The sequence below is a fragment of the Pantoea folii genome (genome assembly GCF_056678875.1).
On sequence record NZ_JBWXON010000016.1, the window covers coordinates 92,176 to 111,309 of the forward strand.

General features: G+C 50.6%; 31 protein-coding genes and 2 tRNA genes. 12 read left to right on the plus strand and 21 right to left on the minus strand.

Going from position 1 to position 19,134, the window contains the following annotated elements:
- Nucleotides 1-69: 69 nt before the first annotated feature.
- The 15 genes from AC1MDE_RS18265 to AC1MDE_RS18335 form a co-directional block, all read right to left on the minus strand.
- A complete protein-coding gene (locus tag AC1MDE_RS18265) occupies nt 70-453 on the minus strand; it encodes a hypothetical protein (RefSeq protein ID WP_480344943.1) in 384 nt (127 codons plus the stop codon).
- A complete protein-coding gene (locus AC1MDE_RS18270; protein ID WP_480344944.1) occupies nt 443-946 on the minus strand; it encodes a lysozyme in 504 nt (167 codons plus the stop codon). The genes AC1MDE_RS18265 and AC1MDE_RS18270 overlap by 11 nt, the downstream gene beginning before the upstream one ends.
- A 2-nt stretch (nt 947-948) precedes the next feature.
- Nucleotides 949-1,200: a phage holin gene (locus tag AC1MDE_RS18275; protein WP_245840263.1), complete on the minus strand. Its 252-nt coding sequence runs from the start codon at nt 1,198-1,200 to the stop codon at nt 949-951.
- Between the two features lie 241 nt (nt 1,201-1,441).
- Nucleotides 1,442-1,514, minus strand: a tRNA-Arg gene (locus AC1MDE_RS18280).
- 106 nt (nt 1,515-1,620) lie between these two features.
- On the minus strand, nt 1,621-2,049 hold the full coding sequence (locus tag AC1MDE_RS18285) for an antiterminator Q family protein (RefSeq protein ID WP_039332474.1): 429 nt from the start codon (nt 2,047-2,049) through the stop codon (nt 1,621-1,623).
- A gap of 23 nt (nt 2,050-2,072) precedes the next feature.
- Nucleotides 2,073-3,077 (minus strand): DUF968 domain-containing protein, encoded by a 1,005-nt coding sequence (locus tag AC1MDE_RS18290; protein WP_480344945.1) that lies wholly within the window; start codon nt 3,075-3,077, stop codon nt 2,073-2,075.
- Nucleotides 3,074-3,439 carry a RusA family crossover junction endodeoxyribonuclease gene (locus AC1MDE_RS18295; protein WP_480344946.1) on the minus strand — a complete coding sequence of 122 codons (366 nt, stop codon included), beginning with the start codon at nt 3,437-3,439 and terminating at the stop codon, nt 3,074-3,076. Before AC1MDE_RS18295 ends, AC1MDE_RS18290 begins: the two co-directional genes overlap by 4 nt.
- Nucleotides 3,436-3,957 (minus strand): hypothetical protein, encoded by a 522-nt coding sequence (locus AC1MDE_RS18300; protein ID WP_480344969.1) that lies wholly within the window; start codon nt 3,955-3,957, stop codon nt 3,436-3,438. Before AC1MDE_RS18300 ends, AC1MDE_RS18295 begins: the two co-directional genes overlap by 4 nt.
- A gap of 70 nt (nt 3,958-4,027) precedes the next feature.
- The gene (locus AC1MDE_RS18305; RefSeq protein ID WP_480344947.1) at nt 4,028-4,255 is read right to left on the minus strand and encodes a hypothetical protein; all 228 of its coding nucleotides are present in this window, start codon (nt 4,253-4,255) and stop codon (nt 4,028-4,030) included.
- A gap of 6 nt (nt 4,256-4,261) precedes the next feature.
- Nucleotides 4,262-5,566, minus strand: coding sequence for a ParB/RepB/Spo0J family partition protein (locus AC1MDE_RS18310; protein ID WP_480344948.1), 1,305 nt, complete (start codon nt 5,564-5,566; stop codon nt 4,262-4,264).
- Between the two features lie 112 nt (nt 5,567-5,678).
- The gene (locus tag AC1MDE_RS18315) at nt 5,679-6,101 is read right to left on the minus strand and encodes a helix-turn-helix domain-containing protein (RefSeq protein ID WP_480344949.1); all 423 of its coding nucleotides are present in this window, start codon (nt 6,099-6,101) and stop codon (nt 5,679-5,681) included.
- Between the two features lie 2 nt (nt 6,102-6,103).
- Nucleotides 6,104-6,976, minus strand: a complete 873-nt coding sequence (locus AC1MDE_RS18320; protein ID WP_480344950.1) for a conserved phage C-terminal domain-containing protein — start codon at nt 6,974-6,976, stop codon at nt 6,104-6,106.
- Nucleotides 6,939-7,148 carry a DUF4222 domain-containing protein gene (locus AC1MDE_RS18325; RefSeq protein WP_480344951.1) on the minus strand — a complete coding sequence of 70 codons (210 nt, stop codon included), beginning with the start codon at nt 7,146-7,148 and terminating at the stop codon, nt 6,939-6,941. Before AC1MDE_RS18325 ends, AC1MDE_RS18320 begins: the two co-directional genes overlap by 38 nt.
- Nucleotides 7,149-7,317: 169 nt before the next feature.
- Nucleotides 7,318-7,839 (minus strand): YmfL family putative regulatory protein, encoded by a 522-nt coding sequence (locus AC1MDE_RS18330; RefSeq protein ID WP_480344970.1) that lies wholly within the window; start codon nt 7,837-7,839, stop codon nt 7,318-7,320.
- A gap of 70 nt (nt 7,840-7,909) precedes the next feature.
- Nucleotides 7,910-8,107, minus strand: coding sequence for a Cro/CI family transcriptional regulator (locus AC1MDE_RS18335; RefSeq protein ID WP_480344952.1), 198 nt, complete (start codon nt 8,105-8,107; stop codon nt 7,910-7,912).
- A gap of 92 nt (nt 8,108-8,199) precedes the next feature.
- Between AC1MDE_RS18335 and AC1MDE_RS18340 the strand changes: the two genes are divergently transcribed.
- Nucleotides 8,200-8,859 carry a LexA family protein gene (locus AC1MDE_RS18340; protein ID WP_480344953.1) on the plus strand — a complete coding sequence of 220 codons (660 nt, stop codon included), beginning with the start codon at nt 8,200-8,202 and terminating at the stop codon, nt 8,857-8,859.
- A 360-nt stretch (nt 8,860-9,219) separates the two neighbouring features.
- On the opposite strand, the gene AC1MDE_RS18345 is transcribed toward AC1MDE_RS18340, so the two are convergent.
- Complete coding sequence (locus tag AC1MDE_RS18345) at nt 9,220-9,666, minus strand: ECs1072 family phage-associated protein (protein ID WP_480344954.1); 447 nt, start codon at nt 9,664-9,666, stop codon at nt 9,220-9,222.
- Nucleotides 9,667-9,759: 93 nt separating this feature from the next.
- Between AC1MDE_RS18345 and AC1MDE_RS18350 the strand changes: the two genes are divergently transcribed.
- The 9 genes from AC1MDE_RS18350 (at nt 9,760) to AC1MDE_RS18390 (ending at nt 14,233) form a co-directional block, all read left to right on the plus strand.
- Nucleotides 9,760-9,927, plus strand: a complete 168-nt coding sequence (locus AC1MDE_RS18350; RefSeq protein WP_156138065.1) for a hypothetical protein — start codon at nt 9,760-9,762, stop codon at nt 9,925-9,927.
- A 900-nt stretch (nt 9,928-10,827) separates the two neighbouring features.
- The gene (locus tag AC1MDE_RS18355) at nt 10,828-11,349 is read left to right on the plus strand and encodes a hypothetical protein (protein ID WP_480344955.1); all 522 of its coding nucleotides are present in this window, start codon (nt 10,828-10,830) and stop codon (nt 11,347-11,349) included.
- Entirely contained in the window at nt 11,336-11,494 is a 159-nt protein-coding gene (locus tag AC1MDE_RS18360; RefSeq protein WP_480344956.1) for a DUF1317 family protein, read from the plus strand. Before AC1MDE_RS18355 ends, AC1MDE_RS18360 begins: the two co-directional genes overlap by 14 nt.
- A 10-nt stretch (nt 11,495-11,504) precedes the next feature.
- Entirely contained in the window at nt 11,505-11,945 is a 441-nt protein-coding gene (locus AC1MDE_RS18365; protein WP_480344957.1) for a hypothetical protein, read from the plus strand.
- Nucleotides 11,942-12,625: a hypothetical protein gene (locus AC1MDE_RS18370; protein ID WP_480344958.1), complete on the plus strand. Its 684-nt coding sequence runs from the start codon at nt 11,942-11,944 to the stop codon at nt 12,623-12,625. Before AC1MDE_RS18365 ends, AC1MDE_RS18370 begins: the two co-directional genes overlap by 4 nt.
- Nucleotides 12,622-13,374 carry a DNA cytosine methyltransferase gene (locus AC1MDE_RS18375; RefSeq protein WP_480344959.1) on the plus strand — a complete coding sequence of 251 codons (753 nt, stop codon included), beginning with the start codon at nt 12,622-12,624 and terminating at the stop codon, nt 13,372-13,374. The genes AC1MDE_RS18370 and AC1MDE_RS18375 overlap by 4 nt, the downstream gene beginning before the upstream one ends.
- Nucleotides 13,371-13,667, plus strand: a complete 297-nt coding sequence (locus tag AC1MDE_RS18380; RefSeq protein ID WP_480344960.1) for a hypothetical protein — start codon at nt 13,371-13,373, stop codon at nt 13,665-13,667. Before AC1MDE_RS18375 ends, AC1MDE_RS18380 begins: the two co-directional genes overlap by 4 nt.
- Nucleotides 13,664-14,002 (plus strand): hypothetical protein, encoded by a 339-nt coding sequence (locus AC1MDE_RS18385; RefSeq protein WP_480344961.1) that lies wholly within the window; start codon nt 13,664-13,666, stop codon nt 14,000-14,002. Before AC1MDE_RS18380 ends, AC1MDE_RS18385 begins: the two co-directional genes overlap by 4 nt.
- 48 nt (nt 14,003-14,050) lie before the next feature.
- A complete protein-coding gene (locus AC1MDE_RS18390; RefSeq protein ID WP_039332520.1) occupies nt 14,051-14,233 on the plus strand; it encodes a helix-turn-helix transcriptional regulator in 183 nt (60 codons plus the stop codon).
- Here the strand turns inward: AC1MDE_RS18390 and AC1MDE_RS18395 are convergent.
- Complete coding sequence (locus AC1MDE_RS18395) at nt 14,217-15,386, minus strand: tyrosine-type recombinase/integrase (RefSeq protein WP_480344962.1); 1,170 nt, start codon at nt 15,384-15,386, stop codon at nt 14,217-14,219. The two genes, AC1MDE_RS18390 and AC1MDE_RS18395, sit on opposite strands and share 17 nt — an antisense overlap.
- A 195-nt stretch (nt 15,387-15,581) precedes the next feature.
- Here AC1MDE_RS18395 and AC1MDE_RS18400 point away from each other — a divergent pair.
- Nucleotides 15,582-15,656, plus strand: a tRNA-Arg gene (locus AC1MDE_RS18400).
- A 119-nt stretch (nt 15,657-15,775) separates the two neighbouring features.
- Here the strand turns inward: AC1MDE_RS18400 and AC1MDE_RS18405 are convergent.
- The 3 genes from AC1MDE_RS18405 to AC1MDE_RS18415 all read right to left on the minus strand — a co-directional run bounded on the left by AC1MDE_RS18405 (nt 15,776) and on the right by AC1MDE_RS18415 (nt 17,536).
- The gene (locus AC1MDE_RS18405) at nt 15,776-16,054 is read right to left on the minus strand and encodes a hypothetical protein (protein WP_034825194.1); all 279 of its coding nucleotides are present in this window, start codon (nt 16,052-16,054) and stop codon (nt 15,776-15,778) included.
- Between the two features lie 161 nt (nt 16,055-16,215).
- Nucleotides 16,216-16,488, minus strand: coding sequence for a hypothetical protein (locus tag AC1MDE_RS18410; RefSeq protein ID WP_058959040.1), 273 nt, complete (start codon nt 16,486-16,488; stop codon nt 16,216-16,218).
- Between the two features lie 172 nt (nt 16,489-16,660).
- Nucleotides 16,661-17,536, minus strand: coding sequence for a helix-turn-helix domain-containing protein (locus AC1MDE_RS18415; RefSeq protein ID WP_480344963.1), 876 nt, complete (start codon nt 17,534-17,536; stop codon nt 16,661-16,663).
- 182 nt (nt 17,537-17,718) lie between these two features.
- Between AC1MDE_RS18415 and AC1MDE_RS18420 the strand changes: the two genes are divergently transcribed.
- Complete coding sequence (locus tag AC1MDE_RS18420) at nt 17,719-18,618, plus strand: DMT family transporter (protein ID WP_480344964.1); 900 nt, start codon at nt 17,719-17,721, stop codon at nt 18,616-18,618.
- A gap of 37 nt (nt 18,619-18,655) precedes the next feature.
- Here the strand turns inward: AC1MDE_RS18420 and AC1MDE_RS18425 are convergent, their stop codons facing one another.
- Nucleotides 18,656-18,895 carry a hypothetical protein gene (locus AC1MDE_RS18425; protein WP_034825199.1) on the minus strand — a complete coding sequence of 80 codons (240 nt, stop codon included), beginning with the start codon at nt 18,893-18,895 and terminating at the stop codon, nt 18,656-18,658.
- Between the last annotated feature and the right edge of the window lie 239 nt (nt 18,896-19,134).

The following is a 19,134-nucleotide window of genomic DNA, read 5'->3' on the forward strand; positions in this document are numbered from 1 at the left end:
CACCGGTAAGTGTTCAGGCGAAGTGTTCTCACGCAATCCGCGTTCTCGACGTCCGATTGCAGGTCGGTGTCAGTGTCCTTTCCCGCTGAACTCATTTTGCACGGCGGGCTCATCAAATCCTGAGATATTGTTGGCCGCGTCGATTGCTCGCTGCCGCATGCTGACAGCAACATCATCAAAGTAGCACACAGTGCGATTCGGATTTTGAACATATTTCACCACATCGCGGGTAATGGTCCGGTAAATGACTTTGCCATCAGCATTGGCGGCGGCCGCTTTCTGCTCAGTGGGAACCAGCTTGGTTTCCGCCTTCTGCTTCTTCAGTGCATATTCCGCGTTAACTTTATCGCTGTGGGCATACCAGCCATTCAAATAGCGAATTTGCCCGTAGCCAATGGCAGCTACGATCATCACTGTCAGTGCGAGCAGTAAAGTGCGCAAGCTAAATGTCATTTGCACCTTCCGCAAGACAAAGTGATCGCTCCATGTCACGGCGGTTTTGCAACCCTCTCCACTTCATGCCGCCTGCATAAACCCATCGGCGCATCTCTTCACATGCACCAAGCTCATCACCAGAATTTAGCTTTTTCAGCAGAGTAGATTTTGAGAACGCCGAAGTGCCAACGTTATAGGTGAAGCTATATAGAGCGGCGCGCTGGTATTCCCCGAGAGGAACCTTAACCAGACCATCCACTGCCTTCTTTACTGGCTGTAGGTCATTCCAGAGCAGTCGATTGCATTCATTGTCCGTGTACTTGCGGCCCTTAACGATGTCATTGCCAGTATGGCCATCACAAACGGTCCATACCCCGGCAACATCCTTATAAGGCTCATAAACGCGACCTTCTACACCATCCTTGCCACCGATAAACAGCGAGGCAATAAGCATTGACCCACCGCCTGCTGCGGCAATCAACTTGTTACGCAGACTGGCTGACATAGCCATAGTTATTCCTCGCCAAGCTTATCGGTCGGGATATACCCGCGCTGCTCAAGTGCTCGGATCTGAGCCAGTGAAACCTTGCGCTTAAAATAGGCATTAATGGCAAACGTCATCAGCGCCAGCACGATACCTGCTATCACACCGACCGCACTCCATTCATCCGGGCTCAGTCGCGATAAAACGCCATTGGCCACAGCTGAACCAGCCGCGCCGTAAGCCGCTCCTGATGCTAGTTTGCTCATATGATTGATACTCATCTTCACCTCCGTGGTTACGGTCGGTGCTGTCTGTAGTCACAATTAAAAATTGCGCGCCGCCACAGCGTGAAAGGGTGAGAGTCGAAGTGATTGGCGGGCGCAAAAACGAAAGAAGGCCGCTCTATGGCGACCCTCTGTAAATAAAAACCCTGACGCATTACGCGATAGTTACTTGCCCCGTCGAGCACAGGGTTGAGCTTATTCTCACGCGATCGCAAAACTGCACGTTTTTGAGATTTGACGCGCCATCGGAGATTCGAACCCCGAACCAGCGGATTAGAACTCCGATGCTCTATCCGTTGAGCTAATGGCGCAAATAAAAACGCCCGTAAGCTGGTGAGGCTCCGGGCGCTTTAATTATTCACAGCTTTCGCAACTGAATTCTTTAAGATAAGCAGTACATCGCAGTACCGAGTCTTATCACATTACCAATGATTTTGCGGACCGCGATAATGTTTTTTGCGTTATTTTTTTCGGCTCTAATTCCGGGTCCATTTCGAGCCGCACATCAAGCCACGCAAGACAGCCTTCAAGGAAGCCTTCAGCCATCTGAACCTGAATGCGGATCATCTTCTCATCGCATTTAGCGCGCTGAGCCAGCTTTCGTTTGGATATGTTGTAGAAGTAATGCAGCACAATCAGTTCGTGCTCATCGGGACGGCGGGTACGCAGTTTAGCCAGGCATGATTCAATAACCAGTCCATCATCATCAGTGCATGACAGCGTTAACTTTGAATCCTGTGGCAGCAAACCTTTAAATCCTGCTGCGATTGGCGAGTAATCAACGCCGCTACGGTCTGAGCGAGCCCAGCCCGCCCAGCGTTCTAATACCTGTGACATGTCACGCATATAATTTCCTCCACGCTTTAACTTTACCCGACCACGCCGACTGCAATCGAGTGATCGAGGAACCTGACCAGCAGTTCTAACTGACTGCCGTATTTTTCTTCAAACTCCCTCATGTCCCGGTGCAGTTCATCGTGATGCGCCCTGCAAAGCGGTATCACAAATAAATCATGCGCCTTCGTTCCCATCCCCCCTTGTCCGTGTCCGATGATGTGGTGCGGGTCGTCTGCTGGCTTATTGCAACATGCGCATGGCTGCGCTTTAACCCACCGCGTGTACTTATCATTGGCCCAGCGCAACCTTTTTGGGCGCGCCATGTATGACTGTGGTGATTCCGGGTCGATGCCGATGGTCAACACCTGCTTAACCACCTCAGCCACTTCCTGAATCACCTCCTGCGCCGATGGTGCCGGGTTAATCATCGCTTCAGGCATTGGCCCGGTATCGGCAATCAGCTTCGGCATTCGCAGAACACTGCGAGCATGTGACTCCGGTATCAGGTCAATAACGCCATTCAGGCAGGCCCACCAGCACAGCTCGGGCAATGTCATCAGATGGTCCGATCCTAACCCCATCTGAATGCATGCCGACTCAATAATCCAGCGCGCCAGATTACCTGCTGCTACGGATTCCAGGATACCAGGTAGACCGTTGGAACGACAGTAATTGTCGCAGGAATAACACAGGCAGAGACTCCCGGAATCGGTCCGCAGGGTAGTGTAATGCGCATGATGGTAAATATCCTTTTTGTCGAACTGACAGGTGCCAATTCTTTGCACCCACGCATCATGTGCATCCATTCCACCAGCAGCGGCGATCACCTTCTTGTCAGCAAAGAAGTTTTTCAGCGTTGGCTCATCCAGTAACGGCTGGCTGCTGTCGTTGATTAAGCCTGCTGGTAGGTGTGACATGTCACGGGGAATTGTGCAGACCATAACGCGTTCCCGAAACATTGGAATCAGGTCGCTTCCCGGCTTTAGCAGAACAATGCCGGTCTTCATGGCAACATCAGGTGTGAATATAGCCCTCATGCGGCCACCGCCTGATATTCACTGATCGTCACTTCCGACCTGCCGCCTTTGACGACTTCGCCCCACTCTACTGTTAATCTCTTCACCTGCTTGTCATCCAACCAGATTCCTGCGTGCGTCATGCTGTCGAATAGAGCTTTCAGATAGTTATCGAGGTCGCGTGACTGGCGTGATGGGGGGTACAGGATGACAGATACCTCTACGCCCACTGTAATCGCCTTTGGCCTACGCTTCAGTTGCTCATACACCGCGCCAATAGCGTTGGATCGGAAAGAGCGCCCGGAGGCGCTGATTAATACTCCCTTCCTGGTATTTCTCCAGTAGGTGTTTACGGATGGAGGGAATGGCAGAGTTAGTTTCAAATGGCCTCCTGCACTTCCGGCTTGCCCGGTAATCCGTCATAGATTTCAACCAGGTGTCCGCGAATATCCATACGGCGCAGCGCGCTGAACATCATGTCGCACTCAGCCTGTTTGTTTGCCTGAAAGGGCTTTGAGTCAGTCATCACCCAATGCATGTTGCCCGGCCAGCCGTGAATCTTCTTCACCCTGCCCTTAACGACATGCAGTAATCCCCATCCCTCAGGCAGGTCGCTAACTTCGACAATGCCAGGCTCACTGATCATGAATCGCCAGTCACCCATACCTTTTGAAGGATCGATACGGAAAGGCTTTCTGCGGTCAGCCAGTAAGTCACTGCGTGAGCATTTGGCTTCCAGCAGGCAAGATGCACCATTACGGAAGCCGATTGCGTCAGGCTGCTCACCGTATGAGGTCCATGCACGAAACTTATCGTGGAAAGCCACCTTGAAGCCGTTGCTCTGCAGGAAGCGGCAAGCGATGTCACAAAGCTGATCGTGCGTTAACTTCTCTTCGAACATCACTCATCACTCCTGTTGTAGGTTTGCTCCATTCCACTTTCACGGCAATTATCGCCGTTGATTTGGATTGTCATAACTCACCACTCGCTTTCATTTTCAGAAACTTCAGCACAGTCTCTGCCGATTCAACGGGATGTAGGCCGTGGAACATGAGGCCTTCAGTTTCAGTAGCTTTTCTGGCCCACTCGATTAGCTTTTCAAGCGTGTATGCAACGTGATCAACTTCTTTTTTGGTCATTGTGCTGTTGGCGGCTTCTGAATTAAGTTGACACGAAGTCACCATATTGTTGGTTTTCATGTTCACTTATACCTCCTGGTCAGCACTGGGGACTGCTACGCAGGACAGGCGGGAGCTAACTTCTTGGCGCAATGCCCGGATGTTGTAACCACATTCATGATCGATGCTGTCCAGCAGTGCCAGAACCACATCGAGCGGCATGTCGGTTTCTGATAGCACTTCAGCGAAACGCTCTATAACGTCATCAAGCTGTGGGTCGTCCTGATACTTCGCCGAAACCCATTCAGCAATCTCTTCACGCGCAGTGTGTTTGCTGATGAATGAAATGGCTTTATCGACTGTCTCAGCAGGGATTACCAGAAACCCAGGGTTTGATACGCTGTCTGCTGCCCATGTGTGAGCGTATTTGGATTCAGCGTGCGTATAGGTCGGCTTATCGCCGAACGCGGCAATTACACAGGCCAGCACATCAATCCCGCTTTGCTGCTGAATATCATCACGGCTCAGCGGTAACGCGGTTTCATGAATGCCGATATCGTCAGATTTAACTTCTGTGGCGTAATGTTCACGGGCTTCTCTGATAATCTGCATCGCCTTCAGCGCTTCGAAGTCGCTGGAAAAATCCAGGGTGATTGCGAAGGTCTCTTCTGCGAAATTCACCTCGCAATGTTTCGCCACCAGCTCCAGCAATTCCCGCATCTTGGCTGCGCTGAACTGAGGCATCGCATCATTCAGGGTCAGTTTCTTTTTGCCGCTCGCTTTAGCCTTCTGCAGCTGGGTTTTGGCAACGGTCTCAGCTTTCGCGCCGTGCTCACGAACCATGGCAACTGCAGTTGATGCCGCCACTTCACCTGCCTTAACCATCGCGATCAGCCCATCACCGGCAGCCAGCAACTGAAGATGATGATCCACATCAGCTGGAGAACGCTTCACCTTCTTGGCAATTTCAGCAGGCTCCCAGCCCTGATTAATCAGGCGCTGGTAAGCTGTTGCGCGCTCCAGCGGCTCAAGTGGTCGCCCCTGACTGCTGGTCACCATGAAAGCAATGCGCTCGCCTTCGTTGCCTACGAAGTCTTTGCACTCCAGACGGATATCGTGGCCTGCTTCCTGTGCCAGCTTCGCGCCATGCCAGCGGTGGTGCCCGTCGATAATCTTCACGCCCTGCTCTGTCACCTGAACAGTCAGCGGAGGGATATGCTCACCGGCAATGAACGCATCACGGAATTCTTCAACGTGGGCTTGGTCGATTTCACGAACGTTGTATCCCGGCTCGATGTACAGCTCACTAACGCCCAGCAGATGGGTTTTGCGAACGGTGATATCGGTGTTGCTGTCGTCTTTGTTTTTATAGACCTGATTTAAATTGCTCATGCTTTGTGAAACTCCCACGCCAGATAAATAATCAAACTGATGGTCGCCAGAATCGAAATTCGCGCGCCGATGTAGAACTCTGCGTTGCGCATGAAGTGCGCTTTAATGGCTCTCATCGGCTGTAACTCCTTCCCAGAAGCGGGTCAGGCTCTGGCTTGGGAATGCGTCGGTTCGCTTCTGCGATGCATGCCTTGCGGCAGGTGATAGCCTTCTCGCGTAATCCCAGGTTCTTTGTGCAGTCGAACGCTTTTAACCAGGCATCAGCGGCGCAGTTCCACATGCCGGTATCCTGATAGCCGTATGCTTTGTGGCTCAGCTCAATAAATTTCAGGTCTTTGCAAGCATCAGGGATCGATGTGTAATAACGGGTGTACTCGTCGCGCCATACCTGACCCAACTCAGTCATGGTCTGCAGCGTTCTACGAACCATGCCGCTAGTGCGTCCAATCGCTTCAGCAATCTCGCCAGGTGTTTGCCCTTCGTGGTTGGTCAGGTGGCTGAGGATCAGGGATTCAGTGTTGATTACGTTGCTCATGGTTAAGACCCCTTGAATCCGTCAGGAATCTGGTAATCCATGCTGGATACCTGGGTGTTGTCGCGCTGCCACTTCCCCTTGATGCAAGGCGGACGGCCAGCGCGCTCCCATGCCTGAGCGGAGCCGAGGTACGCGGGGAACTTGCCCTGACGGAATATCGTTTCCGGACGGACGTAGTCGCGCATCTTGGCGTCATCAGCCCATTTGGCGATGGTGTAATCCACGGCTAGGATCAGCTCATCAGCCGTAAAATCCTCTGACAGGCGACCACGGATTGGGCCAAGCGATGAACGAGATTTCTGGTAACGCAGACCTGCAGCACGATTCAGATGCTCAAGAACTCTGAACTCATCCTGCACATCGTCGGGTTTCGCAGAAACCGGACAAGAGTCTTTACCTGTAATCTCTGTAGTATTCTCTGTTGTATTCTCTGTAAGATCGGTGCAATTTGCCCCTATCGATGAGAGCAGATTGCCCTGCTCGATTGGTGCAACTTGCCCCGCTCGAAGAGTGCAATTTGCATCCTTCGATGAGTGCAATTTGCCCTCATCGGTCAGCAGTGGGTTTGCGTGGTTAATTGCGTAAAAATTAGTCCGGTCATGCTGCGTCTTTTTAAGCTGCTCAACGTAAATAAGACCACTCTTTTTAAGCGAGGTCAGAGCACGCTTAACCGTGTCTGATGACCACCATGGAAACTGCTCATTCCAGTCTTCAATGGTGTTGTAAACCCAGCGGCGGCCCTCATGCTCAACGCCTGATGTGGTGTCCTCCAGCCAGTAGCAAATTTGCTGCAGCACAATGGCTTCATTCAGGCCAATACGGCAGGCCAGTACTGGACTAACCACCAGCGGTTTCACTTTCAGAAGTAAGCTCATGTGGTGCCTCTATTTCCCGAAAGTAGCGCTGGAACTGGCTGAGAGGGCAGAAGCACTCACCATGTTCATAACCGGTCCGAAGGTAGATAACCCGGCTTGATTCGGGCTCCCAGCGGATAACTCGGACGGGTATACCTCGTTTGTCGGTGAACCACCGGTCGAGAACTCGCATGGCTGCTCTCCCAATTCTTTGGTGATGTCACCCACAGTTGCAGTAGGTTTGATGTGGTTGATTGGAACCCACACCCCGTTTACCATCCTCACATACCGGTACACATCGGTGATGCCATGCAACGGGCGGCAACGCATTTGCGGAAACGCCTGATGTCTGGTTAAATTGCTCATGCTGATTTATCTCCACGTTCTCCACGCTGGATATTGATCGCGACAGAACGCTCTGGGCTGCAACCCGGGGCGTTCGCCTTTTCTGGCTGACAGAAAGTGCGATACAGTAAAGTCAGGTGCTGTTGCCACTTAGCCATTACCTGATAGCTGTTCTCTTCGATACGCTCACGCTCTGAGTGATCAATCTCTCCATCTGCGGTCGCTTCACGAAGGTAAGCTGTGTGCTTGCCAATCCATTCGATGGTTTCCATCAGACGATCATTGATATCGGCGTTATCAACTTCATCAAGGTCCACCAGCGGAACGTTGACGCTGTTGCTGTTGCGAGATACGGCGTCAGCAATGTACTTTGTGCCGCTGGCCTGCTGCAGAAGCATTGCCCATCCAATCGGGAACATCTGATCGCCATCTACACGCAGACGGTTGAACAGCATGTTTTCCGACACGCCAAGCCAGTCAGCTGCACCAGCGTAGCCGCCAGGCATCTCTGTTATGGTTTTCTTGATAGCCGCCACCATCCAGGCTGGTTGCTTATCGATTTGTGATTCTGGTTTACCCACTGTCATACCCCTTTTACTGTGGTTATTTTCAAGCCGCCGGTGCGTTATTCTTTGCATATAGGCTTGGGTCATACTTAAGTTTGCCTTTCGTAATTCGCTCAATAACGAAGGCTTGTTTTTCCGGGATTACATCTCCCCATCGGCAAACAGCTGGGTGAGAAATTTTTAAGGCAATTGCGGTTTTAGATATGCCGCCAAAGTGCGCTACAACGTTTTGTTTAAGCATTTTTCCCTCCTTCACATAATGGATAATAAGGTAACTAAAGGTACACGCAAAAGCAAACAAAAGTTACATTGCTTTTGGGTAACATTGGTTACATGAAAACAGAGATGAAAGACCGCATAAGATCTAGAAGGCTGCAGCTGAATTTGACTCAAGATGCTTTGGCAAAGGCGCTTGGTATAAGTCGCGTGTCAGTCACAAAATGGGAAAATGGGACAACTAAACCTGACGGAGAAAATCTCCACAGGCTGGCTAAGATTCTACAAACCAGTCCTGAATGGCTTCTATACTCGAAAGATGCCACTCAGGAAGATGACATTAAAATTTCCCCATACATCAAAAAACCAATTGGTGTGCCCATAATTTCTGCTGCCCAGGCTGGTCTTTGGACGGATAGCTATGCAAGTTCAAGGTTGAGCGACGTGTTGAGTTGGACCCATACTACCAGTGACGTTTCTGATGAAGTGTTCGGCTTGATCGTCAGAGGTGAGTCGATGACGAACCCTAACGGACTGCCTTCAATACCTGAGGGGTCTGTAGTAATCGTTGAACCAAACTTTGGGCAGATAGACGACCTCTACGGGAAAATTGTTGTTGCCATTCTGGATGGCTCATCAGAAGCCACGGTTAAAAAGCTGGTGTGGGATAGCCCGAACGCCTACCTGATGCCTTTGAATCCCATGTTTAAGCCGATATCAATAGACGGAAATTGCCGAATAATTGGCAAGGTTGTTCAAGTTACTCAGAACCTATAGTTACATTAAGCCGCTCTTCGCGGCTTTTTTTCATCCCTCAATGTAACTAAAGGTACAAATAGTATTGACAGAGAAGGTAACTAAAGGTACTTTTAATCCATCAACAGCGAACAGGCAGGACGCCCACGAAGTAGCCGCCCGAGGCATATGAATATCGGGATGATTCGCTTAAGCGTGGTTTTGCGGAGGTTGTAATGCAACAAATAGAGCCAGTAATCCTTAACCCGGGCTTAGAGCAATCTGAGATTTTAGAATGGATGCGTCGGAAGGTTTCATTAGCTAGCCAACTAAGTGCAGCCCGCGATCACAAAAAATGTTTGGAACGCGAGCTGGAAGATATCGATGCAAAGATTAAAGAGCTTACGGAGTCTTCAGCCTTAGACATTTTGCAGAAAGATTAGGGTCCCATTCTTCCTCAATGGTGTCCGAGAAAGTTACAGGATATGAGTTATCAATTAATTCCTGAAAATAGCGCTTAGCTTCAGGATCAAGGTCATCAACATTGAGCTCATCATGAATGGCAATAAGCAAATCAGAGAGTGACATTTCTTTGATTAGAGAGACAGGCCATTGGTATTTGATGAGTAGCTTGTGATGTAAGGCAGTGATGCCGCTAAGACCTTCAAATTTACTACCGTATTTAACTCTGTGAGCGGCAAGTACGAGGTCAAGTAGGCAAAGTTGGATGGCCCTGTTGTCAACGCGAGACAACTCAGTTTGGTCTACATAACCAGATGTCTGGACTGACCTAACTTTTGCTACATGTTCTCTTGTCTGATTATAGAGATGTGCGAAACCAGTAATCATAATTGAAGTCTCTTGGCTGTGTGAGAACTTCCAAGATAGCACGAGCCGGGCGTGCATAAATAAGCCGGAATCAATTTAATGCGGGGGTGTCAGGTGAGTAAATTGCCAATGATGGTCAAGCAGATGGCGGCTACAAGCATCGGGGATTTGATTACGTTTCTTAAGCTTTTCCCAAATGCTGAACTGATCTGTGATGCAGATACTGGTGTGCTGAGTGTTGAGCTGGAAGAAGTCCAAATGCCCTCTAAGGGTCCGTTTTAAAGGCTGTGTGTAGTGGAATGAGAGATGTTGTTTTACTTTGGCGGTCTCTCCGGGGCTTTCACCCTTATCAGGAGAGTGAAGATAGTGTTCGACCGGGGTGACCGCCTCTTTTTCACAACGTTGAGAGCATTTGGTGGGCGTACTCTGGCGCGCCATTAGAGCGCTAAGTGCTCTCAACGTTGTGATGAACTGATGGGTTGCGGTGGCGCATCCCTTAACCGGTGACCGAAAAGTTCGGGCAATCCGCCAATCTGATGCATCAGTGAAGAGCGCGAGAAATACGGGTGTAACAGTTGGGCCACGGACAGCCGGGAAAGACCGGCACGAATTCGACTTAGCTGCAGGGCTGGCAATCCTACTGCCGTAAACACAGCTTTCCTTGCATGAGATGCTAACTGCAAGGCGCGAACTCGACGCGTAGTACAGGTGTAACCCGCAACACAAAGTTCGAGTGGTGTCCGTCTGGTAAGTGGCTCAGGCCTGCAACTGGATGAAACGCTAAGGGTGACAGCCGGAGAGACGGCACACAATGCAAAGAGCGCGGGCATGAAAAACTGAATTCTCCGACTGCCGAAGTAACCAATCCCGATGGTGGCAGGCAAAGTATGGTGGAGGCGGACCGCTCTTTTTCCATTGTGGTGAATGCGGCTATGCGCTCGCGGTGAACTGATACCAACTTTCATGCGGTCAGTTGGTGCTACAAGTCTAAGTCACCGCTCTGGACCTTGTCAGTTCAGCCAGAGCACCGGGAGGCACCCGGCACCGCAATACCTTTCATAGCGTGGAGTTAACCGGCTGCAGGTTTTGCAGAACCTGCCAGCCAATTTTATGAATCCCTCAGTGATTTATTGCCATCTAAGGCAAGGGATTCGTGCAACCAAAAAACAGCGTGGAGGAAGTATGGCGTATTGGAAATTTAATAAGCCTGAGCAGTTATCGGCGTGGGACCAACGCGAAAAAGATGAAGCGCTGCTTCGTCAGAAAGGTGAGGCTCTGGCTGCTTTGTTCGGAGCTAAGCCCGTATTTAAAGGGAACATAACCCGCACTTACTTATTCGGCGTTAAGTTTGGCAGCGCACCGTTTTATGTGGCTAAGGAACTGTGGACAGTGCCGAAAAGTGACAACGGTTATTCATCCTGGCCTAAGTCTCGACCGCCAAAAGGCATGAGCGTGCAACACAAAGAGCTGAAAAAGCTCTGGTCTGAAAATTTCCCAACTGGTCACGTCGACAGCAACGGTCTGTTGCGTTCAATCGGGTTCGATTGGGGAATGTTGTTTATCTGTGGGTTTGAGTACTTCCGTTTCGGCGATGCTATCTATGCGAGCACCTCAGCCACACCAAAAGCTGATGCGGGTGCCATTGAGATTGTTGGTAGTGAATATGACGCAGCTAAGCGGGGCCTATCTGATGGAGAAGCCTAACGACAACATTCGGGTAGGTGTTGCCATCTTCGTTTACAACCGCCTTTTTCGCGGCTGGATAGCACCTGATGGTCAGTTGTATCGCAACCCGATCCGGGCCGAGCGCGAAGCAGAAGCGCTTAACAAGAAACTCACTACTCAGTAAGGCCACCAGCATGACTAACCAACAATCAAACAAAGAGATGGTGAGAGCCACCTACACCTTTGCTAAAGCCCTCAGCATGGATACGCCAATCATCGAAATGGCAAAGCGTTTTGTTGAACTGGCTGAACGTCTTGATGTGGCCACTGCTCGTGCAAACGTAATGGCCGGTGAAGTGCTGCGCATCAATAGCGTTCTGCCTGACGTGATTACAGCGCTTCAGAAAGCTGATGCTGACGTGAACCTGATCGATGAAATTAATCATGCGCTGGCTACCCCAGCCTCCGATCAGTGGGTACGCACTATGCGCGGTGAAACGCTCAGTGAAGCGAAGCGGATGCTCACCATCCTGACCAACCACCAGCAGCCCGGCATCTCTCACGCCATCAACATCATCTCTCAGATGGAAATGGATTTGCTTCGGTCGCGCCCTAACTTACAGGTGATGTCATGAAAGAGCGTCCAATCATCTTTAACGCCGAAATGGTTCGTGCAGTTCTGGAAGGCAGAAAGACGCAGACGCGCCGGATCGTTCAGTCACCTGCCAAAAACATGCAGGCCAATGGGCAGAAGGTTATCGATTATCGCGAGCCAGGCGACAAGTGGTATGGCGATCATGTTTTCTCAATGCGTAATAAGAGCGGCACATGGTGTGACTATACCAAAGAGCAGTTTCTGGCTAAGTGCCCGTTTGGTGCAGTAGGTGATCGCCTGTGGGTGCGTGAGACGTGGATGCCTGACGCTCCGCGTGATGGAACGTGGGGTGATGTTGAGTTCTACGGCTGCAAAGGCTCACCGCTAAGCATGATACCTGAGCGATATCGCAAGCCTGAGCATTGTATTCACCGCGCATCTTGGGAAGGTAGCGAAATGGTTGGTTGGACGCCATCCATCCACATGCCGCGCTGGGCTTCCCGCATAACGCTGGAGATTACCGGCATTCGTGTGGAGCGGGTGCAGGGTATCAGTGAGGAAGACGCGAAAGCTGAAGGCGCACCAACTGAATGTTGCGTTATCGGTGATAAGCACTTCCTCGGTTTCCGTAGCCTGTGGCGATCCATCTACGGAGAGGAAAGCTGGCAGGCTAACCCTTGGGTGTGGGTGATCGAGTTTAAGCGCGTGGAGGGTCAATGAATGAGTTGGCTCTTTTCGCAGGCGCTGGCGGCGGAATACTCGGTGGGCACCTCCTTGGCTGGAGAACAGTTTGCGCCGTTGAGCGTGATGCCTACGCCGCACAAGTTCTGGCGCAACGACAAAACGATGGAGCACTCCGACCTTTCCCGATTTGGTCTGACGTGTGCAGTTTTGACGGAAGGCCATGGCGCGGAATTGTTGATGTCGTTTCTGGCGGCTTTCCCTGCCAGGACATTTCCGGTGCCGGCAAAGGCGCTGGAATCGACGGCGAGCGATCAGGACTTTGGAAGCAAATGGCAAGAATCATCGGTGAGGTTCGACCCGGATACGTCTTGCTGGAGAACTCACCTCTGCTTATGGGAAGAGGTCTTGCCATGGTCCTCGGTGACCTTGCCAAAGTGGGGTTTGATGCTGAGTGGTGTTGTATTTCAGCATCAGAGTGCGGAGCGACCCATAGTAGAGACCGAATCTGGCTTGTTGCCTACCCCAAGGGCGAGCATGGGAAGTCATGGGATTGCGTGGATAAGAGCCAGGACAGGAGACCACCGGTACAACCTGGAGGATTATCTTGGGTGGCAGCATCTGGAAGCTGGAGGAGAGGAAGTGCCTGGCCTGAATGTGTGCCCAAACTACGCAGAGTGGCTAATGATGTGGCCTTCGGGATGGACAGACTTAAAGCCCTTGGAAATGGACAAGTTCCGCGAGTGGCAGCAACAGCATTCAATATTCTTGGAGGAGCCAACCAATGAACAGTAACCAGATGGTCAGTGATGAGCGTCTTAGAAAGATTAATCATGACCTGAAGTGCTGGCAGCAAGATTACGATGCCTTTTGGGATGCAGAAAATCACCAACTTATGGGTGATGCTGCCAGTGCGATTACGGAACTCTTGGCGCTGCGTAAGTCGTTCGCACAGCCTATCGTGTGGATTCATCAAACAACCGGTGCAATGCTAAAAAACTCCGTGATTGAGGATGTCAGAAAGCGGTCAGGCGTATGGATTCCGCTTTACCGAAATCCACCAGCACCGGAGCCTGAATGATGACCTCACCTGCAGAACGCAAAGCAGCGCAGCGGGCACGTCAGGCCGCTGCCGGTGAAACTAAGGTTGAACTGGTGCTCGATGCTCAGGAAGTCGCAATGCTGGCTCACAACTGCGCCGCTCGTCGTCCAGGTCGTGAACCCTACGATATGTCCGAGTACATCTCTCTGCTTATTCGACAGGACGATGCTCGTAAGCGCAGCCTCTTTAAGTCCATGAGTAAACGTCAGTGTGGTAAGTGCGGTGATTCACTGCCTGTGCAGGATTGCTGCTTTAGGGATGAAGATGCGTGTTGGTGCCGCCTTGGGTGGCACGAAACCAAACTTAAGCCGTGACATGTCACGGCACAACAAGCCTGTTGCAGCAGGAAGCGTGGAGGAAATATGAATACTGATTTTATGAGCGAACAGGAAGTTATGCAGGAAATTGGCAAAGCGCGCACCGCTCTGTGGCGCTTGCGTAAATGCCACGGCTTCCCCTCGCCTGTTCTGACTCATCCAGCGCGCTACAGCCGCAAAGCCGTTCAGCGATGGATTGAATCAGGTGGCGTTAACCGAGCTGTTTAACATGCCAAAAGATTTTATCAGCGTAGAGCTCATACGCTTTGCGCTGATCCTCAAGCCAGTCATGTTTGTTATAAACAGCCATTACCCCGCCTAACTCATGCCCCAGCATTTTCTCCGTGACATGCGGCATTATTCCCTCACTGGATAGGTTGGTGACCAGTGAACGCCGGAAATCGTGTGTTCGCCATTCTGGTATTTCAATTCCGCTGCGTAACTTCCTCATGTAGAGGTTTGATGAGGACCTGTCTATTGCCTTGTCCAGTTCCTGTCCGGGGAAGAGTATTTTATTGTCGGTAGCAAGTAGCCTCTCGATGTAGGGCTTTACCTGCTCAAATATAGGACGGCGAATAACATTACCCATCTTTGAATGGATGGCGGGCGTGGTCCATATGTAGTCGCTCATATTGAATTCTGAAGCGGTCGCCAGGCGTAATTCAGACAGGCGAGCGCCCCAAAGTAAAAGCAGCTGATGGAGGATGCGGTTAGAGGTGGTGATCTTACTGTTTTCCAGCGCCAGCCATATTTTTGCGAGTTCGGTATAGGTGAGGACGCGATCACCAACGTCAGGTTTCTTGCCGATATTTTTAACGCTTAACTTCGTCAGTTCGCATGACGGGATCAGTTGGCGGCTGATGCACCAGTTGATGACAGAGCGTAGCTGAAGCAGAAGCACCCGCGCCTTTTTCTTATTTAACTTTTCGTGTTTGTCGAAGAACAGCACCCATTGTGACACAGGGATGTTGGCAACCGGCATATCCTCAAATTCCGTGTACATCGTGTTGTACACAACCGACTTGTACAGAATTTTTGTGTTGGCCTTCAGTCCATCAACATACTTGTTCCACCATTCATCAAGGCACTCCTTCAGCGTTAATTCACCCTTACCGCTGGCAAAGTAGGTTTTAGGGTGGATACCCTTCGTGTACAATCCGCGCATCTCGCCAACGATGACACGAGCATCTTTGAGCGTAGTGGTGGGATAGCGGCCAACAGTCAGGCGAACGGGTTTTCCATTCCAGCGAAAGCGGAATTGAAAAGCTATGGTTCCGGTAGGAGTGATGCGCGCGCTGAGACCATCACCGTCAGTGACTTCTGCAGGGCCATCGTATGGCTTGCCGTTGATGCTGCGAAGCTTGGTATCGCTGAGTGCCACTTATTTATGTCCTGTACACACGGTTTAATTGCATTCTGTACTCATTGTGTACTCAAAGACAAGTGAACGAACAAGATTTGATTAAGAAACAATCGAAACAAACTCACACAGTTAGAACTGTAACGGTTGTTAAAATCTGAGGTTTTACGGTAGTATAGAAACCACTTCGGTTAATCCGGAAGTAAAGAAAACAAGGTCTCCTTAGTTAAATGGATATAACGAGCCCCTCCTAAGGGCTAGTTGCAGGTTCGATTCCTGCAGGGGACACCATATCGCCGTTCGCTGCCCTCCTCATCCCCCTTTATATCAGGCAATCGCCGAATCATTGGCACGCAAAGATTTTCGATGAATGGCGGTGGGTTTAACTAAACCAAGACGGCTACGGGTCTTCATGAGAAATAGAAATGCGCTATCAACTTGTAGGCCGTAGTGCCAATAGCGATTAAGGCTGGAACACCGAGTAAAACAGCCAACTTCGCTTCAGAGATCTTTTTATCAACTGCATCTGTCAAAGGCTTTTTAGCGAGTGACTCTTTGAGACCTTCCAGTTTTTCAAGCACGGCAGCCATGTTTCTATCGATTGATTTTACATCGGCCTTTAGCTCTTCAACGTCACGTCTAATATGACTGACGTCAGATTCAAGTTTTACAACGCGCACTTCAAGCATGTTTCCTCCAGCCTGGTAACTATAATTCTGATCATAAGCAATGCCATCCCCAGGCAGAAATCTACTCCTGGTAAACATGCGAATCTGAATGGACGTTGGATGTGACGAAGGGCAGCTTGCAGTGTTCATCATTCCCTCATATTGGCTTTAGGTCTAATCCCTCAAAACAGCCAGCGCGCTATACCTAAGCTGAGTCCAGCCGCGCTCATTATTCCACCCAGGATCCATTTGGTTTGTTTGGTCATCTCTATGTGAATTTTGGCGATCTCTACATGAGTTTTAGCGATTTCCTGATGTAAATCGGCTTTCGTTAGGTAGTTAGACTTGATCACCGCCAGGTCGGTTTTCACCGTTTCCATATCGGTTTTCAACGTTTTAATATCTGCCTTCATTTCAAATACATCGGCTTCAAGCTTTGAAACGCGCATTTCCATCGTTACCACTCCGCATAAGCTAAACATGTAATTATCACATCAAAAACAACATGTTAATGGATGGCATTGTATCTAAGGCTAAGAAAAGTTCATCACAATTAGCATGAGAGTGAATGAATCTGAGACGTTTCTCGAAGGTAGAAACTGGCTGTTTCAGGTAATTACAGCGGAATCAAAGCTGGTGCGCGTTTTGGCGCCATGCGGAAGGGGTGACACCATGCAACTGGCGGAAACGGTTACTGAAGTGACTGGAAGAGTGGAAACCGCAACGCAGCGCGATCTCAGTTAACGGCAGTGCACTGAACTTCAACAGTTGCAGTGCGGTATCCATACGACGACGCATCACGAACTGATGTGGCGCTTCGCCCACGCTGCTGCGGAACATGCGAGCAAAGTGATACTCACTCAATGAAGCTTCTGCAGCTAATTGCGCCAGCGTCAACGGCTGATCCAACTGTGCATCAATAAAAGCCAACACACGCCGCAATACCGCGGGCGCTATGCCGCCGCGCACCTGTGGCGCCTGCCACTGCACTTCACTGTAGCGCTGCAAAAGATGCGTCATTAACAACGTTGAGGCACTGCTCAGCATCAATTGATTAGCGGGTTGCTGCCAGTCAACGCTCAGCAGGAAATGGCGATAAAGTTGCGTGATACGATCGTCGTCGGCAAAGATCTTTTCATGCAGGTTAAGTTGGGCGGGGCTGCGATCCCAAATCTGTTCGCCAAGATGACGCAAGTGCTCGTCAGTACAGTAGAGATGTACGAACGACAAATCGGCGCGTAAATCCCAGGTGGATTCAATACCAGAAGGCATCAGGCAGAAGCGATCCGGACCACCGCCGTTGCGCCAACCATGCTGAGTTTTATGCCAGGTGTCATAGCCATCAGCGGTATACAGGCTGAGCGTATGGTGATCGCTAAGATTAGTGACACGATCGCCACTATTAAACCAGGCCGCCAACTTGATGCCACCCGAAAGCTGCACGCTATCGCGCAATTGCGCTTTATGGCGCTGCAGCATGTCGAAGGTTTGATAATCGGGCATCAAAGGCATCCACTCACAGGTTAATAACGCACAGTTTACGGATCTCCACGGCCAGAAAACAGGCCAACGCAGGACATCCGTGTAAAAAGCGCAAGATTTTGCAATTCGCGCGCAACTGCGTGCAAGCAGATGGCCATCATGATCGTCACACTTCAGGCAATGATTTTGCTGGAGAGAATGCGATGAACATTATGTTGTACCTTGCGGTGGTGTTGATTTGGGGCACGACCTGGATTGCGATTTTCCTGCAACAAGAAGCGGCTAACACGCCGGTTCTGGTAGCGGTATTCTGGCGCTTTTTGCTGGCCTCGGTGTTGATGTTAGTGATCCTGAAGCTGATTAAACGTCTGCGCGCACTGGATAAGCAAGATCACCTTTTCTGCTTACTGCAAGGCTGTTGCGTATTTGGCTTCAACTTCGTTTGTTTCTATCATGCGGCAGCGTGGATCAGCAGTGGCCTGGAATCGGTCATCTTCTCCATGGCCGTGCTGTATAACGCGCTCAACAGCTGGATCTTTTTCCGTCAGCGCCCACCGTTTCGCCTGTTGCCCGCGGCCGTGCTTGGTTTGGGGGGAATTGTTGCCTTGTTCTGGAATGACATTCAGGCAGCGCACCCGGCTCCGCAACTGCTGTGGGGCGTTGGGCTGAGCGCGTTGGGCACGCTTGGATTCTCTTTGGGTAACATGATTTCGACTCGCCATCAGCGCCGTCAACGTGATGTGCTAACCACCAACAGCTATGCCATGTTATATGGTGCAATTGTTATGGCAATCATCGCACTATTGAATGGCGATTCATTAGCGCCTGCGCTGAATTTGCAGTGGCTTGGTTCGATGAGTTATCTGGCCATTTTTGGCTCTGTGCTGGGATTTGGCGCTTATTTCACGCTTGTCGGCCGTATCGGAGCCAGCCAGGCCGCCTACTGCACACTGCTTTTCCCATTGGTGGCACTGACGTTGTCGACCATTTATGAGGGATATCAGTGGCACAGCAATGCCATCGTGGGTCTGTCGATGATTCTGATGGGGAATATGGTGATGTTTGTGCGCTGGCCCACGGCACGCAAATTACGCCTGGCATGAATAGCGAGAGCGGGCATTGCGCCCGCTCTTTGGTCCTCTAGCGCCAGCCCTGAACGCCGATATTGAGCTGGTGAGGTTTATTGATGGCTTTTCTGGCAATCCAGTAAAGCAGAACGCGTTCATCATCTCTGTCGCGATCGGCCATAGCCAGTAATTTCAGCGACAGCGTGGATTTATTCACAGGCTGATGCTCATCGCTTAACTCGATCACCGCCTGACCGATGATGCAGCAAACTTCATCCTCGCTTGACGCGGATTCATATGCTCGGTCTGTCATATTTCCTCCTATTGAGTGAATTTTAAGCCTGGCAAAAAACTGTCATCTTGCAGCGAAATCGGTACGCTTATAACACCTGGTTACACATGCTTACCCATGGCAACCGCTACGCTTAAATTGACACCACTGTGACCCAATGCCATTCATACCCGTATTACTGCATTTCATTCCTTCATCCTGTCTCTTGATGCCCTGCTTCGCCCCACGCGCGCGTAAGCTGCCTATTATCGCTGCAGATT